Annotated in this window: 13 protein-coding genes; 7 read left to right on the top strand and 6 right to left on the bottom strand. The window is 72.3% G+C overall.

Annotated elements, in window-relative coordinates; genetic code table 11:
• Positions 1-25: 25 nt before the first annotated feature.
• Positions 26-1051: a dihydroxyacetone kinase subunit DhaK gene (gene dhaK / locus BKH20_RS03680; RefSeq protein WP_075389976.1), complete on the bottom strand. Its 1026-nt coding sequence runs from the start codon at positions 1049-1051 to the stop codon at positions 26-28.
• On the opposite strand from dhaK, the gene BKH20_RS13930 reads away from it, so the two are divergent.
• The 4 genes from BKH20_RS13930 to BKH20_RS03695 all read left to right on the top strand — a co-directional run bounded on the left by BKH20_RS13930 (position 1050) and on the right by BKH20_RS03695 (position 5728).
• Complete coding sequence (locus BKH20_RS13930; RefSeq protein WP_075392632.1) at positions 1050-1271, top strand: hypothetical protein; 222 nt, start codon at positions 1050-1052, stop codon at positions 1269-1271. The two genes, dhaK and BKH20_RS13930, sit on opposite strands and share 2 nt — an antisense overlap.
• A gap of 85 nt (positions 1272-1356) precedes the next feature.
• Entirely contained in the window at positions 1357-3546 is a 2190-nt protein-coding gene (locus BKH20_RS14540) for a hypothetical protein (RefSeq protein ID WP_256693022.1), read from the top strand.
• Positions 3547-3651: 105 nt separating this feature from the next.
• Positions 3652-4155 (top strand): nodulation protein NfeD, encoded by a 504-nt coding sequence (locus tag BKH20_RS03690; protein WP_075389977.1) that lies wholly within the window; start codon positions 3652-3654, stop codon positions 4153-4155.
• Positions 4156-4258: 103 nt separating this feature from the next.
• Entirely contained in the window at positions 4259-5728 is a 1470-nt protein-coding gene (locus tag BKH20_RS03695; protein WP_075389978.1) for a flotillin family protein, read from the top strand.
• A gap of 193 nt (positions 5729-5921) precedes the next feature.
• On the opposite strand, the gene BKH20_RS03700 is transcribed toward BKH20_RS03695, so the two are convergent.
• Positions 5922-7304 carry an MFS transporter gene (locus tag BKH20_RS03700; RefSeq protein WP_075389979.1) on the bottom strand — a complete coding sequence of 461 codons (1383 nt, stop codon included), beginning with the start codon at positions 7302-7304 and terminating at the stop codon, positions 5922-5924.
• Between the two features lie 211 nt (positions 7305-7515).
• Between BKH20_RS03700 and tkt the strand changes: the two genes are divergently transcribed.
• From tkt to disA, 3 genes are all read left to right on the top strand, one after another.
• Complete coding sequence (gene tkt, locus BKH20_RS03705; protein WP_178388542.1) at positions 7516-9606, top strand: transketolase; 2091 nt, start codon at positions 7516-7518, stop codon at positions 9604-9606.
• Between the two features lie 141 nt (positions 9607-9747).
• On the top strand, positions 9748-11166 hold the full coding sequence (gene radA / locus BKH20_RS03710; RefSeq protein WP_075389981.1) for a DNA repair protein RadA: 1419 nt from the start codon (positions 9748-9750) through the stop codon (positions 11164-11166).
• Between the two features lie 314 nt (positions 11167-11480).
• On the top strand, positions 11481-12551 hold the full coding sequence (disA, locus tag BKH20_RS03715; protein WP_141759123.1) for a DNA integrity scanning diadenylate cyclase DisA: 1071 nt from the start codon (positions 11481-11483) through the stop codon (positions 12549-12551).
• 58 nt (positions 12552-12609) lie between these two features.
• Here the strand turns inward: disA and BKH20_RS14545 are convergent, their stop codons facing one another.
• From BKH20_RS14545 to BKH20_RS03730, 4 genes are all read right to left on the bottom strand, one after another.
• Positions 12610-13854, bottom strand: coding sequence for a hypothetical protein (locus tag BKH20_RS14545; protein ID WP_256693023.1), 1245 nt, complete (start codon positions 13852-13854; stop codon positions 12610-12612).
• 167 nt (positions 13855-14021) lie between these two features.
• Positions 14022-15020 carry an A/G-specific adenine glycosylase gene (locus BKH20_RS03725; protein ID WP_075389982.1) on the bottom strand — a complete coding sequence of 333 codons (999 nt, stop codon included), beginning with the start codon at positions 15018-15020 and terminating at the stop codon, positions 14022-14024.
• 119 nt (positions 15021-15139) lie between these two features.
• Positions 15140-15325, bottom strand: a complete 186-nt coding sequence (locus tag BKH20_RS13935; protein ID WP_143224936.1) for a hypothetical protein — start codon at positions 15323-15325, stop codon at positions 15140-15142.
• Positions 15326-15779: 454 nt separating this feature from the next.
• Positions 15780-16658 carry a hypothetical protein gene (locus tag BKH20_RS03730; RefSeq protein ID WP_081381584.1) on the bottom strand — a complete coding sequence of 293 codons (879 nt, stop codon included), beginning with the start codon at positions 16656-16658 and terminating at the stop codon, positions 15780-15782.
• Positions 16659-16761: the final 103 nt, after the last annotated feature.

Below are 16761 nucleotides of genomic sequence, written 5' to 3' on the forward strand. Positions count from 1 at the left end.
CGGGCACCCCGATTGTGCCAGGTCCTCACACGCCCCAGCGCAGGCCGGGCGTGTTGACTGGGGCGTCCCACAGGCTCAGCAGCTCGGCGTCGGCGCGCACCAGGGTCAGGGAGCAGCCGGCCATGTCGAGGCTGGTGATGTAGTTGCCCACGAGGTTACGGGCCACGGTGATCCCGGCGCCCTGGAGGAGGCGGGCGATCTCGCCGTACATGAGGTAGAGCTCGAGCAGCGGGGTGGCGCCCATGCCGTTGACCATGGCGATGACGCCCTCGTCGGCGCCGGCACCCTCCAGCTCGGTAAGCGCGGTGAGCTCAGCCAGGACGGGGGTGACGAGACGCTCGGCGATCTCGGCGGCGGGGGCAACCTTCTCGCGGTGGCGTCCGGGCTCGCCGTGGATGCCGATGCCGATCTCCATCTCGTCGTCGGGCAGGTCGAAGGAGGGCTTGCCGTTGGCCGGGACGGTGCAGGAGGTCAGGGCCATGCCCATGGACCTGCCGGAGGCGTTGACGCGCGCTGCGATACTGGCGACCTCGTCCAGCGGACGCCCCTGCTCGGCGGCGGCGCCTGCGATCTTCTCCACCATGACGGTCACGCCCACGCCGCGGCGTCCGGCGGTGTAGAGGGAGTCCTCGACGGCGACGTCGTCGTTGGTGACGACGCTGGCGACCTGGATGCCGGACTCTGCGCCGACGATCTCGGCGGCCATCTCGAAGTTCATGACGTCGCCGGTGTAGTTCTTGACGATGTGCAGCACGCCGGCTCCGCGGTCGACGGCGCTGGTGGCGGCCACCATCTGGTCGGGCACCGGGGAGGTGAAGATCTCGCCGGCGCAGGCGGCGTCGAGCATGCCGGTGCCCACGAAGCCGCCGTGGAGGGGCTCGTGCCCGCTGCCTCCCCCGGAGATGATGGCGACCTTGCCCTGCTCCTTGGGCTGGCGGCGGTAGACGATGTGCTGGTCGAGGTCGACGGCGAGCTCGTGGGGGTGGGCCGCGGCCATGCCCCGCAGGGCGTCCGTGACCACGTTGTCAACGGCGTTGATGAGTTTCTTCATGGCGCTGACGCTACCGCGCCACGGGCCCGCATGGGGCGCCTCAGGCACCGAGGACCTCGCCCCGTGCACATCGGTGCAGCCCAGGGTGGTCACGCAGGAGCGAATGCGCGCCCCAGCGCCCGGGGCGGGCATCTCCCGGAGACGGGGCCTGCCGATGCACCGCCCCGTCGGCACCGCCTCCCATCTTCCTCAACGTGAGCGCGGCCACCACCTGGCCTGAGCGTCACCCGCAGAGATTCTGGGGACTATCTGGGGAGGTCCTTTTTTCGCGGCACCACTGAGTCGATTACGGGCAGGATAGGGGTATGGATCTGTCCGTCGTCGCCGTCGTGGCCACTATCGCAGCCGGTGTCTCCGTCCTGGTCGCCGTTGCCGCCGTCTTCGCCGCCCGGCGCTCGACGGCGCATGCGGACCTGGCCCTTAAGGAGGCCTCACGGATCTCCCGGGCGAGCATCTCGCGGATCAACGAGGTCCAGTCCGAGGCCAGCTCGGCCCGTCTGGCGGCACGTCACGCCGCCGAGCGGCTGCGCTCGATGACCAAGGAGCGCACGACCCCCGACAGCGTCGCCGCCTACCGGGTCTTCCTGCGCGAGGTCGTCGAGGACTCCAAGCACCTGCTGGGCCCCGAGGGCACCGGGACGATGAAGAACGAGGCGCTGGACCGCCTGCGGGTGGGGGCCCTGGTGGGCGGCTCGGACGAGGTGCTGCGCGCCATGCGCAACTTCGCCCTCCTGCGCACCCAGCGGCCCGAGGCCCCGTGGCCCAGCGCCTACGCCATGGCCTACGCGCGCCTGGAGTCGGACCTGGTCACCGCGATCCGCAACGACCTGGGCTCCTCCGAGGAGTCCTTGACCGCCGACCAGATCTGGGGCGCCGTCAACGCCCGCTGCGTCGACCCCGCCTTCCGGCTGGCCCTGCTCAGCCCCCTGGAGGACGTGCTGCGCAACGCCGGGCAGGACCCGACCCACTACGACCTCGACCACATCGTCAAGTTCGCCGACTACCCGAGTCCCGCCTCCCCCGCCGGGGCCAGTGGGGCCGCTGGAGCCGTGCCCGCTGCGGGCGGTCCCGGCGCCTCTGGCTCAGAGCCCCGGCGGCGCTCGCGGGGGGCGCGCAGCCGGTTGGAACGGAAGGCCTTGGCGGTGCCTTCCGGGCAGGCCACCACTGTCCTGTCCGACGCCGATGTCGTGTGGCCGCCGCTTACCCCCGGGCGCCGGGGCGGGCGCGCAGCAGCGGCGGGCCCCATGGCTGTTCCCGAGCCGGTCCGGCCGGCGGCGCCAGCAGTAGCCGCGACGACGACGGTCACCGTCCCCTCGCACACGCCGGTGCCCGAGCCATCCTCGTTGGCCGCCGCCCTGGGCGAGCGGCCCGGCGGCGCGCAGCCGTCGGACACGGCGGCTGCCGCGCTCCCTGGGGAGCTGCAGCCCGACGCGCCCTCGGGGCCGTCCACCGCCTCACTGGCCGAGGCCCTGTCACAGACCGCCGGCGCCCAGCCGGCACCGCCCCGGGAGACCTCGGCACGTGAGGGCCAGTCCCAGCAGTCCCCGGCGGGCCCGACGAGTCACCGGGCCCCCCAGGCGAGCAGAGGAGTCTTCGAGGATCCGACCCCCAGCCGCATCTCCCGGCGTCGACGCGCCCAGGCCGCCCTGACCGGTTCATCCATGCAGGCGGCCGCGGCTCCCGATGCGGTGACGGTCTCGGGGACAGTGACGGCATCGCCCCTGTCCGCCTCCATGGTTCCGACCTCGGGTGCATCGACGGCCTCGGCCAACACCGTGGAGACCGAACCGGTCCTCGCCTCGATCCCCTCCGAGACGCCGGCCGGGCGCCACGCCACCGAGGCGCCCGCGTCACTGGCCGCAGCGGCTGCGTCCACCAGCGCTGCACCGGCCAGGCCCCAGCCGGCCCAGCCGCACCCCGAGCACGCCCTCGCCCAGGCGGGCCCGCCGCCCGCACGCCAGGACGTGTCACCGGTGAGGGCCGCGGCGGTGTCCGTGCAGACCGTCGCGGTGGCCACAGGCCCCCAGCCGTCCCCGGTGGTGCCCGCCACTGCGGGCTCGGCCACGGCCGCAGGCCCGACGGGGGCGTCCGGCTACGGACTCCTCCCGCCTCAGGGCGCGCCCCAGGCACCCGCGGAAGCGCCGGGAGGCGCCGACCGTCCCGTACCCGACCCGTCCGGCCCGCCCATCCTCACTGCGTCCCAGCATGCTGACCAGTCCTCCGCAGTGGCTGCTGCCGGAGCCGTGCCCGCCGACGCCGTCGGAGCTCACCGAGCGGCAGCGGTCATGGCTAGCAGCACTGACAGCGCTGCCGGCACTGCGCGCACAGCCGCCCCGGCCGACTCTGATCAAGAGGTCGATCCGGCCATGCAGGAGACCATGACCATTCCCACCAACCCCTCTGCTGCGACGGCCATCCCGACGGCGACGTCCTGGTCCTCGACTGCGCCGTCCCTACAGGACTCCGGTCGGCTGCCACAAGCCCGCGGCGCCTGAGTCCAACCGGATTGTTCTTCCCACCCAAACACGGCTTCACCTCCCGGCCCGCGTGGCAGAATCCAGGTGTCGCAGGCCGAGGGGCCTGCGCGGAAGGGAGCTGGTGTGGGCATCTTCGCCTGGTGCGCGATCATCGGCTGCACCGTCCTGGTGTCCGGCATCCTGTTCGACGGGCTGCTGGACGCCTTCCTCCCCGATGGGCTCGTACCGATCCTCGCGCTGCCGGTGGCCGTGTTCGGCGCCATCGGCATGGGGGTGACGGCGGCGACGGGCTCGGCCGCCACGCAGGTGCCGGCGGCGGTGCTGTGGGGCGTTCCCGCCGCGGCGGCCGTCGCGTCCGGCGCGCTCATGCGCTGGCTGTGGAACCGGCTCCGGCGCTCCATGCCGTTGGACACGGCTCCGCCCACCGCCGCGGAGCTGGTCGGTGAGAAGGTCACCGTCCTGTGGTGGAAGGACGGCAGCGGCGAGGTTCGTGCCATCACGCGCGGCAACCAGCTCACCTTGCCGGCGCGCTCCGAGCAGCCGCTGCACTCGGGGCAGAGCGCCTGGGTGCTCGACGCCGTCGACTCCACCCTGGACATCGTCCCCTGGGAGCAGGTCAGCAGCTGAGCCCACCAGGGGCCGCTGACGGACCGCACGCCCCGCCCGTTGCTCGCGCCGCCTGCCCGCCGTCCTCCTTCATCCCATCTCCCCGCACAGAAAGGAACCCCGCATGGACGTATCAGTCATCGGCCTGATCGTCGTCGCCGTCATCATCGTACTGGCGGCGGTCGCCTACCTGTTCAGCCGCATCGTCGTCGTCCCCTCCAACCTCACCGGCCTGATCTCCGGGTCGAACCGGGGCACGGTCAAGATCATCCACCCCGGTGGGCGCGACTTCGTCCTGCCGGTCATCCAGTCCATCCAGTACCTGCCCTTCACCCAGACCACGATCGGTTTCAAGGTCACCGCCGAGGACGAGAACAAGATCAACGTCAACGTCGCCGCCGTGGCCGCCGTCAAGGTGGGCGACTCCGACGAGCAGGTGCGCGCCGCGGCCAAACGCTTCCTGGGCAAGCCCAACACGGACCAGGCCATCGCCGACTCCGCCCGCGAGGCGCTCATCGGCTCCCTGCGCTCGATCATCGGCCACATGACGGTCACCGACCTCATCTCCGACCGCGACGCCCTGCAGCGCAACGTCTTCGACGACGCCAAGAGCATCATGGCCAACATGGGTCTGGAGATCGACATGCTCCAGGTCTCCGAGATCACCGACGCCGGCGGCTACATCGAGTCCCTGGGCGTGCCCGAGCAGCAGCGCGTCGAGAAGGACGCCCGCATCGCGCGGGCCAACGCCGAGCGCGAGGCCCGCGACGCCGAGGTCACCTCCCGCCAGCAGATCGCCGAGCGCGAGCGCGACCTGTCGCTGCGTCAGGCCCAGCTCAAGGCCGAGACGGACAAGGCCCAGGCCGACGCCGACTCCGCCGGCCCGATCGCCCGCGCCGCCAAGGAGCGCGAGATCGCCATCATCGGGCAGGAGGCCGCAGAGGCCAAGGCCGCCCTGACCGAGCGCGAGCTGGACTCCACGGTGCGCAAGCCCGCCGACGCCGCCCGCTACCAGCGCGAGCAGGAGGCTCAGGCCTCCAAGACCGAGGCGCTGCTGCGGGCCCAGGCCGAGGCCGAGCGCACCCGTCTGGACGCCGAGGCCCAGGCCCAGGCCACCGTGGCCCGCGCCGAGGCCGAGGCCAAGGCGACCGCGGCCCGGGCCCGCGCCGAGGCCGAGGCCATCGCGTCCCGGGGTCAAGCCGAGGCCGACACGATCCGCGCCGCCGGTGAGGCCGAGGCCAAGGCCATGAGTGACAAGGCGGACGCCCTGGCCAAGTACGGCGAGGCCGCCACCCGCCAGATGCTGCTGGACAAGGCCCCCGAGATCGCACGGGCCCTGAGCGAGCCGCTGGCCAGCGTGCGAGACCTGTCGATCATCTCCACCGAGGGCGCCTCCGCCCTGCCCAAGGCGGTGGCCAACAACGTCGAGCAGCTCGATCTCATCCTGCGCAGCCTCGTGGGTACCGGACTGACCGACATGGTGGGCGGCCACCTGCCGGGCTCGGACGCCCCCACCGACGACGCCGACCACGCCGAGCGCGACAGCCGTGACGGCGGGGACCCGGTCGACGTCGTCGAGCAGCCGGCGCACTGACGCTGAAGCGCCACAGACCGAGAGGGCATCCACGTGGCCGGGCGCGGGACGTCTCCACCGCCCGCACCCGGCCACGTAGCACGCTCGCGTTGCTCAGAGTCGGCAGCGGACAGGTCACCAGCACCAGCACGTGCGGCGACGGGCTCGCCCGCCTCGGCCCGCGGCCGCTGACGGCCTCGAAGCACCAGGGCGCTCAGATGTCCTCGAGGGTCTCCCCCTTGGTCTCACGGGCCAGCAGGTAGACCAAGCCCCCCAGGACCAGCATGGCCGCAAAGAAGAGGAAGGCCGGGAAGACGGCCGCCAGCGGGTGCGCCAGCTCCTGGAGGCTGCCGGAGCCGATCATCGCCCCCATGAGCAGGGGCCCGAGGATCTTGGCGCTCGCACCGATGCCGTAGCCCAGGCCCAGGCCGGTCCCCCGGGCGTCGTTGGGGAACTGCTCGCCGCCGAAGGCGTTGAGGATCCCGAAGGCACCGTCGCCGAAGCCCATCGTGATGCAGATGCCGGTGAAGAAGACGACCCACGAGGTCTCCCAGTGGGCGGAGAAGGCCACGATGACCGCCCCGAGCGCCCCGAGGATCCCGAAGGAGAACAACGTCCAGCGCCGCCCGATCCGGTCGGCGAGCCAGGCCGAGGCCAGGCGCCCAAGCAGATCCACCAGGGAGACCCCCATGAAGAGCGTCCCCACGGCGTCGGCGCCGATGTCGGTGAAGCCGACCTCCAGGAGCGTCTGCCCCCAGGACTGCACGGTGAAGGAGCCCAGGATGAAGCAGAAGGAGCCGGCCGAGACGATGAGCAGGGCCCGCAGGTGCTTGCGCAGCAGCTCTCGGTAGGCGACGCGCGGCCCGGTCCGCACCGGCGGCAGGGCTCCGACGGCGTCGGGACTCAGCTCCAGGGCCCAGGCGATGGACTCGCGGGCCTCGCGCTCGCGGCCCTGGGAGAGCAGGAAGCGGGGCGACTCCGGGACGAGCCGGATCCAGGCCAGCAGGAGGATCGGGACGACCCCCAGCGCGATGAGACCGCGCCAGTTGTCATGCAGGACCCGCTGCGCCAGGGAGCCCAGGAAGAGCCCCAGCGGGATGAACACCGAGCCCAGTCCGGCCAGCAGACCCCGCTGCCTGGTGGGCACGAACTCCTGGACGAAGGGGATGGAGACGATGTTGAGGCCCCCGACGCCCACGCCGACCAGCACCCGCAGGAGGGCCAGCATCATCCACCAGCCGGTGGGGGTGAACACCGAGGCCAGGGTGAAGACGGTGAAGAGCAGGACGCACCAGAAGAAGGTGCGTCGTCGGCCCATCCGGTCGGCGGCCCGGCCCCACAGGACCGAGCCGAGCACCGTCCCGAGCCCGGAGCACGCCAGGATGACACCGGTCTCGAATCCGCCCAGGCTCCACTCCTTCTGGAGCTGGACGACGGCGAAGCCGATGAGGAACATGTCGAAGAACTCAGAGACGTTGGCGACAATCGCCAGAGCGATGATGCTTCGCTGATGGCCCGTCAGGGGCCGGGAGTCGATCTGCTCCAAAGCGCTGCCGTGCTCCACCGACGGCGTCGCGCGTCCTCTTGCTGTGCCCATATGCGACCCAATCTACGGGCAAGGACGGCCGCGTCCGGGGACAGGCCCCGAGTGTGAGAGACACACGCGCTCACGCCTGTACTTGCCCGCCCCCACGGAAGCGGGAAGGATCACCCTTGATACCCGCCCATGGATGCACCGCGATGCACCACCGTCACGGCGCCCGTGGCCACGGGCAAGACGCACCCTCATGCACAAGGAGTCCTCCGTTATGAGCGCTGAGCCGTTGCTCACCGACCTTGACCGTCAGACCATCGCGGTGTCCAAGGCCCTGGCCGCCGACGCCGTGGAGAAGGCGGGGTCGGGGCACCCCGGTACGCCGATCTCCCTGGCGGGGGTGGCGTGGCTGCTCTACCAGCGTGAGATGGTCCACGACCCGCTCGACCCGGGTTGGCTGGGACGGGACCGGTTCGTCCTGTCCATCGGGCACGCCTCGCTGGTGCAGTACATCCAGCTGTTCCTGGCCGGCTACGACATTGACCTGGAGGGCTTCACGGCCTTCCGAACCCCGGCCGGTCTGCCGGGTCACCCGGAGTTCGGTGAGGTTGCCGGGGTGGAGACCACCACGGGCCCGCTGGGGGCGGGTTTCGCCAACGCGGTGGGCCTGGCGATGGCGGCGCGCCGCGAGCACGGGCTGCTCGACGCCGGCACCGCGCTGGGTGAGTCGGTCTTCGACCACTTCGTCTACACGGTCCTGGGTGACGGCTGCATGCAGGAGGGCGTGACCTCGGAGGCCGCCTCCTTGGCCGGCACCCAGCAGCTGGGCAACCTCATCGCCATCTACGACGACAACGACATCTCCATCGAGGGCGACACGGACATCGCCTTCACCGAGGACGTCTCGGCCCGCTTCGAGGCCTACGGCTGGCAGGTGCTCGACGTCGACTGGCGCACCGGCCCCGACGGCTACGCGGAGGACCTCCAGGCGCTGCACGAGGCGATCGTGGCGGCCCGCGCCGAGAGCGCGCGCCCGTCGCTGATCCGCCTGCACACGGTCATCGCCTGGCCCGCCCCGACCAAGCAGGGGCAGGCCTCCTCCCACGGCTCCAAGCTCGGGGCCGAGGAGATCGCCGGGCTCAAGCGGGCCCTGGGCCTGGACCCCGAGCAGAGCTTCATCCTTCCCGAGGACGTCGTCTCCCACGCCCGCACGCGGGCCGCTGACAACGCCCGGGCCGCCCGAGCGGGCTGGGAGGAGCGCTTCGCGGCCTGGCAGCGGGCCAACCCCGCCGGTGCCGCGCTGCTGGAGCGTCTTGAGGCCCACCGCCTGCCCGAGGGCCTTGAGGCGGCTCTGCCGACCTGGGAGGTGGGCGAGTCCCTGGCCACCCGTGCGGCGTCGGGCAAGGTGCTCTCCGCCCTGGCCGGCGTGGTGCCCGAGCTGTGGGGCGGGTCGGCGGACCTGGCCGGCTCGAACAACACGACCATGGCCGGAGAGCCCTCCTTCCTGCCCGCATCCCTGGCGCAGTCCGAGGGCGATGGGCCCTTCGGGCGCACCCTCCACTTCGGTGTGCGCGAGCACGCCATGGGCTCGATCCTCAACGGGATCGCCCTGGACGGGCTCACTCGCCCCTACGGGGGCACCTTCATGGTGTTCTCCGACTACATGCGCCCGGCCGTGCGCCTGGCGGCGCTCATGGGGATCGGGCCGGTCTTCGTGTGGTCCCACGACTCCATCGGGGTCGGTGAGGACGGCCCCACCCACCAGCCGATCGAGCACCTGGCGGCGCTGCGCGCGATCCCCGGCCTGGCCGTGGTGCGCCCCGGGGACGCCAACGAGACCGCCGCGGCCTGGGCGGAGATCCTGCGCCGTCACGACGAGCCGGCCGGCATCGCCCTGTCGCGTCAGAACCTCACCGTGAACGCCTCCGCCGAGGCCGCCGCCGAGGGCGTGCGCCGCGGCGCCTACGTCCTGGCCGAGGCCACCGACGCCGATGGGCGCCAGACGGCCCCCGAGGTCGTCCTGATCGCCACCGGCTCCGAGGTCGGCGTGGCCGTGGCCGCCCGGGACATCCTTCAGGAGGAGGGCACCCCCACCCGGGTGGTCTCCGCCCCCTGCCTGGAGTGGTTCGCCCAGCAGGACGCCGCCTACCGGGACCAGGTGCTGCCGGCCGGCACCGCCAGGGTCGCCATCGAGGCGGGCATCGCCCTGGGCTGGCGCGAGATCGTCGGCGACGCCGGCGAGATCGTCTCCATCGACCACTACGGTTCCTCCGCCCCCGGCACCGCCCTGTTCGAGGAGTACGGCTTCACCGGACGCGACGTCGCCCAGCGGGCCCGCCAGGCGCTGGCCCGCACCCACGGCTGACGCCCAGCCCGCACGCCGCCCCACCAGCACCGAGCCGGGCATTTTTCGCGTAGCCCTACAGAAAAACCGTAGGGCTACGCGAAAAATGCCCGGCTCGACGTGTGGGGAATAGATGTCGGTGGACCCCGATACTCTCCAGCCATGCCCACATCAAAGAGTCCCAAGGCCCCCAAGGTCTCCTACTGCTGCACCGAGTGCGGCTGGTCCAGCCCCAAGTGGATGGGCCAGTGCCGCGAGTGCCGCGAGTGGGGAACCCTGGAGGAGACTCAGGTCTCCGGCTCCCCGGGCGGGAACGCCGGCGGAGCCCTGAGCGCCGGCGCCGTGCGACCGACGGTGGCGGCCCGCCCCATCGGGGAGGTCAGTGCCACGGAGGCCCGGGCCCGTCCCACCGGGGTGGGCGAGCTGGACCGGGTCCTGGGCGGCGGGATCGTGCCGGGCGCCGTCGTGCTGCTGGCCGGCGAGCCCGGGGTCGGCAAGTCCACGCTGCTGCTCGACGTCGCCGCGAAGGCCGCCGCCGTGGCGCGCGAGCGCGGGGACGGGCCGGTCCTCTACGTCACCGGGGAGGAGTCGGCCTCGCAGGTGCGGCTGCGGGCCGAGCGCATCGGCGCCCTGGATCCCGGGCTGCTCCTGGCCGCGGAGACCGAGCTCGGGGCCCTGCTGGGGCACGTGGAGGCGGCCGGTCCCTCCCTGCTGGTGGTGGACTCGGTCCAGACCATCGCCTCGGCGCAGGTCGAGGGCAGTGCCGGAGGCGTCACTCAGGTGCGGGCCGTGACCGGCGCACTCATCGCGGTGGCCAAGGAGCGCAATATCCCCGTGCTGCTCGTGGGTCACGTCACCAAGGACGGCGGGATCGCCGGGCCCCGGGTCCTGGAGCACCTGGTTGACGTCGTCACCCAGTTCGAGGGGGACCGCCACGCCCGCCTGCGGCTGCTGCGGGCCGTCAAGAACCGCTACGGCCCCACCGATGAGGTCGGCTGCTTCGACCTGGGTGAGCGGGGCATCGTGGGGCTGGCGGACCCCTCGGGCCTGTTCCTGTCCGCCGCCCGCTCCGAGGTGCCGGGCACCTGCGCCACCGTGACCCTGGAGGGGCGCCGCCCCATGCCGGTGGAGATCCAGGCGCTCGTGGCCCCCACCAACGCCGGCTCGCCGCGGCGCACCACCTCCGGGGTGGACCACTCGCGCACGGCCATGGCGCTGGCCGTCCTCAGCGCCCGGCTGCGGGTGGACACCTCCAGCGCGGACGTCTACGTCTCCACCGTGGGCGGGGCGCGCGCCGTCGAGCCGGCCACGGACCTGGCCGTGGCCATCTCCGTGGTCTCGGCCGCGCGCAACCTGCCCACGCCCGCCGGCCTGGTGGCCTTCGGCGAGGTGGGGCTCACCGGTGAGGTGCGGGCCACCGTCGGCATCCAGCGGCGCCTGGCGGAGGCCTCTCGTCTCGGCTTCGACCGGGCGATCGTGCCGCTGGCGGGCTCGGCCGAGCTGCGCGAGGTCGCCGGGATGCAGGTGCTGCCGGTGGCGCACGTGGGTGAGGCCATGGGGGCGGCGCTCCCGCGCGGCTGACAGGACAGCACGGCCAACATGGGCAGCACGGCCAACGCAGGCAACGCAGGCAAACCCCGGGGTGAGGGGCGGACAGGGTGCCGAGCAGGTGACGTGACCGCCATGGATCGGCCAGGCGCCGCCAACAGACCGACTGGTCCAGTGTGGGAAGGCCCTCTCCGAAGGTCGGCCCGCCTGCCGATACCATGGGAGCGTGAGCACCGGGGCGTGCGCTCACCTGAATGCTGTGAGACCCGAAGGCCCTCAGCACGGTCCGCGCCCCGGCGGGCTCACTGTGCGATCCCTCCCCCCAGGACACCGCGAGATCAGGAGAGATGATGATCGAGGCCGCTGGCCAGCTGCACGAGACGCTTGCGCTCGTCGCTCCCGGCACCGTCCTTCGTGACGGCCTGGAGCGGATCCTGCGCGGACGTACCGGGGCGATCATCGTGCTGGGCTTCGACCCGGTGGTGGAGGCCATCTCCTCGGGCGGCTTCCACCTCGACGTCGAGCTCTCCGCGGCCCGCCTGCGTGAGCTGGCCAAGATGGACGGCGGCGTCGTCGTCGACATGGATACCGCCCGGATCCGGCGTGCCAACGTCCAGCTGCTGCCCAACGCCTCGATCCAGACCTCGGAGACGGGTATGCGTCACCGCACCGCCGAGCGCGTGGCCCGCCAGACCGGGTACCCGGTCATCTCCGTGAGCCAGTCCATGCGGATCATCTCCCTGTACGTCGACGGCAAGCGCCATGTCCTGGAGCCCAGCGAGTCGATCCTGGCCAGCGCCAACCAGGCCCTGTCCGCACTGGAGCGATACAAGGCCCGCCTCGACCAGACCTCCGCCGGCCTGGACTCCCTGGAGATCGAGGACCTCGTCACCGTCCGTGACGTCACCTCGGTGCTTCAGCTCATGGAGATGGTTCGCCGCATCTCCGCCGACATCGACTCCTACGTCCTGGAGCTGGGCACCGACGGGCGCCTCCTGGCCCTCCAGGTCGAGGAGCTCACCCGGGGCCTGCTCGCCGAGCACGGCTTCCTCCTGGAGGACTACCTGCCCGAGGGGCTGGACACGGCCACCGTCGATGCGCGCCTGAAGTGGGTGGGCTCCCCCGCCCTCCTGGACCTGGCGATGGTGGCGCGCTCCATGGGCCTGGGCGGCATCGACGGCCAGGACCTGGACGCTCAGGTCTCCCCGCGCGGCCTGCGGATCCTCTCCAAGATCCCGCGTCTGCCCGTGGTGACGGCGCGCGCCGTCGTCGAGCAGTGGGGGTCCCTGCAGGGGGTCCTCGGCGCCACCATCGAGGAGCTCGAGGCCGTCGATGGCGTGGGCGCGCAGCGGGCCCGGACCCTGCGCGACGGGCTGTCACGGCTGGCGGAGATCTCCGTCGTCGAGCGTTACTCCTGAGCCGCCCGGTGGCGAGGCCTTGACGCCCCGCCCGGATCCCCCCGGCCGCAGAAGGCCCTCAGCTGACGACGAAGACCCGGTCCTCAGTGAGGTCCTTGCCCCCCATGACGAAGCGGAAACGGTAGGTCCCTGCCCCCGCGGCACTGCCCGGGGCGGTCTGCGCCTGGCCCGCTGAAGGGCTCGCAGAGGAGGCAGTGGCACTCGGGCTCGACGTCGGGGAGGCCGATGCGCCGGCCGAAGCAGCCGGAGAGGCCGGTGCAGCGGTGGCCGCCGCGCAGTCGGAGGTGGCCGCGTTGCCGTTCCAGGTCACGGTGACCTCGGCGCCCTTGCCCGCCGGCAGGAGGAGGGCCCGCTCGGTCTGGCCCACGGGACACGTCAGGGAGTCCCACACCTGCTGAGAGCCCGAGGAGACCCTCACCCCCAGGGTCTGGCTGCCGACGTCGATCAGGCAGGGCGCCTGGCCGCTGTTGACCAGGGAGATGGAGAAGGTCGCCCCGGCGCCGACACCGACGGACTCGGGCCCCTGCACCGTGCTCGACAGGGCCGAGGGGTCACACTTACCCGGCGTGGGGTAGACGGTGTGCACCTGAGCGGCGGCGCGCTCCTCATCCTGGGTGCGGATGGTGTTGCGGGCCCAGAGGTAGCCGACAACGATGGTCACGATGAGCAGCAGGAGGATCAGCAGGACTCCACCCAGTACCAGGGCACGGCGCAGACCGTAGCGGGGCTGTGGCGGGACCGGCTTGCGCAGGCGCCCGCTGCGGGGCTGGTCCGGCCTCTGTGGGATCGAGTCGGGGGCGCCGGTCAGTCGCCCGCCGCCGATGCGGGCCCACTGGAGGCCCGCACCCCAGCCGTTTTTTCGACGACGATCGGAGCGGGCGGCCTGAGTCGAGCTCGTCCGGGCGGAGCGGGCGGTTCCCGGAGCGGCCTGCCGTGAGCGGGACGTCGAGGCCCCCTGGCCGCCCTGGGGGGACCTGCGGTTCTTACCGGCCTGGGCCGGCGTACCCGAGTGCCCGCCGGTGGGCCTGCCCGTCTGCCCCGAGTGCAGGGGGTGTCCGGTGGACTTGGCGCCTGAAGCGCGGCCGCCTCGTCCCTTGGCCTGGGAGGATCTGGGCGCCCCGCCGGAGCGGGCTGAGGCCGACTGTCCGGCACCCGACCGCGGCCCGCCGCCGGAACCACCCTGCCGGTGGGGCCGGGACTGGGAGCCCGAGGACGAACGCCCCGATGAGGAGCCTGCGCCGCGACGGGCCGAGCCTCGTCGTCCTGCGCTTTCCCCATGGTTGCGTCCGCGTCCTTTGGCCATGGTCACGACTCTACCGGCGCCACGACCCCAGGCCCGTGAGACCTTCGTCGTTGTCCGCGCGGGGCCGACGCCGGCTGCCCGGCGCCGCACGGGTTCCGAGGGCCGGTCCCCCACCGCCCTGTGCGTCCCCGGCCGTCCGGCGGGGCGGCACGCGGATCGGTGGGCGGTTAGGGGAGGCGGTAGGTGGCGCCGTCGTCGTCGGTGGCGATGAGCCCGTCGGTCAGGAGGGTGGCCAGGGCGCGCACCGGCTGCTGGGGATCGGGGGCTCCGCCGGAGGCTCGCGCCCCCGCCCTGGCGGCGCAGGCCATGAGCTCACCGGCCTCGACGCACCGCCCGTCGGGGGCCTTGCGCAGGCGGGCCATGACCAGCCCGCGGGCCTGGCGGTCGGTGCCGTGCCAGGTCTGAGTGCGACGTCGGCCCGCGTGGATGTCCGCGGGACGGCCGGCAGCCAGCCAGGCACAGCTCGCCCGCCACGGGCAGGCCTCGCAGTCCGGCTCGCGGGCGGTGCACACCAGGGCGCCGAGCTCCATGACGGCCACCGACCAGTGAGCGGCGGTGGTGTCGTCGTCGGGCAGCAGGCGCAGTGCCCGCTCACGCTCGGCCCGGTTGAGGCTGGGGGCGGGAAGGGCCTGACCTGCGACAGCGCGGGCCAGGACCCGCCTGACATTCGTGTCCAGCACGAGGGCGCGCCGGCCGTGGGCGAAGGCCAGGACCGCGCCGGCCGTGTACTCCCCCACTCCGGGCAGAGCCAGAAGGGCGTCCAGGTCATCGGGTAGGACGCCGCCGTGCTGCTCGACGACGCTGCGGGCGCACTCGATGAGCCGCAGGGCCCGGCGCGGGTAGCCCAGGTGTCCCCAGACCCGCAGCACCTCAGCGGTGGGGGCCTGGGCGAGCTCGGTGGGGCCGGGCCAGCGCCGCATCCACTCCTGCCAGGCGGGGACGACACGGGTCACCGGGGTCTGCTGGCTCATGACCTCCGAGACGAGGACCTCCCACGGGGTCGTACCAGGACGGCGCCACGGCAGGTCGCGGGCGTGGGCGTCATACCAGGCCATGACGTCCTGCGCCGAGGGCTCGGCCGGATCGGCAGGCGGCGCCGACTTGGCCGAGGTCGCAGCAGTGAGCGTGTCGTCAAGGGTGGGGCGGGCGGGCACGGGGGACACCATAGCGGCAAGACCTTGGGCGGGGCCGGATACCTTCGTCACCAGCCGGCGAGAATCGTCGCACTCCCACGCGTTCGTAGGGTAGGCCTCCAGTTCGTCCCCTTACCCTACGAACCCAAGACTTAACCTACGAACGCACGGGCGTGCCCGGTGACGAGCATGGTGAAGCCGAGCGTGGAATCGTTCCCGCTGCCAACGATCGTCTTGAGTCCGGACGCCAGGAGCAGCAGCCCGACGGCGCCACACAGGACGAGCACGATCCAGCCGGACCCGGTTGCGGCGGTACGGCGGACCAACCTGTCGGTCACCGGCGCAGCGGGTGCTCGCCCGGGACGACGCGCTGGCAGCGTAGGCGTCTGAGCCTCGGGGACTCCCCGGAGCGCAGCGACGGGAACGGGGACCGGAGGGGCCGATGGCTGCTGGCTGCTCGATCGGCCGTCGTTCGATCGACCACCATCAACCCGGCCGTACCCGGCCGAGGCGTACTGACCGGGTGCCCCCTGAGGAGTGGCCCCACCGTAGGGGGAGGGTCGGCTCCCGGGCTGGCGACAGGGAGCGGGCCGGCCGTAGGAAGAGCCTGTCGGTGGTTGCGTCATGGGAACCTCTTCATCAAGGCGGTTCGCACCAGATCGCGGGCGGTGGGGTGCCGTGAGCGTATTCCACACCGACCGCGACCGCACCGCCTCCAAGGGGCCAGTCCTCCCCATGGACCGAGAACGTTGGAGGACGCTGCGCGTCCTCGACGTCCGTGCCCGCCCCGAGTCAGGGGCGGTTCAGGCCCTGACGGCGCTCCTGACGCTCCCGGGCCCCCTGCTGGATACCCAGGACGCCGTTGAGCTCAACGTACTCGCCCGTCTCCTGGGTGTATCCGCGCGCGACGGCCCACTCCCAGATGCGGTCCAGCTCGGCAGTGCCCTTTGCCTCCAGCGCCTGGCCACTGACGCCGGACCAGGTCAGACCGGCCAGGGTGACGGCCCTGCCGTCGGGGTCGACGACGTGACCCTCGGCGTGACGGATCCGAACCCTGCCTGCGGCGGCACTCAGGGCCGCCGGTGCGCCGGAGACCTTGACGAACAGCCCCGTACGCGAGCGGGGCCAGGGGACGTCGCGGCCCCTGCCGCCGGCCCCGATGTGGATGCCGGTGGCGTCGAACACCGTACGCACCGACATGAGGAACAGGATGCCGAGCAGCAGGAACAACCCGAGGAGCAGCAGAACGACAAAGCCGACCGTCGCCCCGTTGGCAAGGAGCTCCTTGACCGCCGCAATCAGGCACACCAGCCCAAAACCGCCGCCCACGAAAAACTGGATACGGCTGGCGGTCGTCGTCGTGGACTTGAGAACCAGCCTGTCCTGATCCACGGGAATGGGGCCGAGCTGGGAGGGCTGGTAACCGGATTGAGGGGCCGAGGAGGACTGCGGGCCAGCCGGAACGTCATAGGAAGCCGGCTGACCCGCTCCGGGCCGGACGTACTGACCGTACTGACCGGCAGCGGTCTGACTCGTCTGGCCGTACTGAGCCTGAGGCCCGGGGACACCGGCTTGACCGTACTGGTTCTGCTGGGCGGGATCGCCGTACTGACCGTACTGGCCGTACTGACCGGGCTGACTGTAGGGGCCGTTGACCGGTGGCTGGCTCATGAGCACTTTCCTCACAGGTTCTTGGATGTACGGGAATTACGACAAGACCTCGTCAGGCTACCGCGACGCCCCCACCGATGCAGCCCCGGCAGAACTCCCCATC

Origin of the sequence: Actinomyces oris, assembly GCF_001937445.1 — a bacterium.
GTDB lineage: Bacteria > Actinomycetota > Actinomycetes > Actinomycetales > Actinomycetaceae > Actinomyces > Actinomyces acetigenes.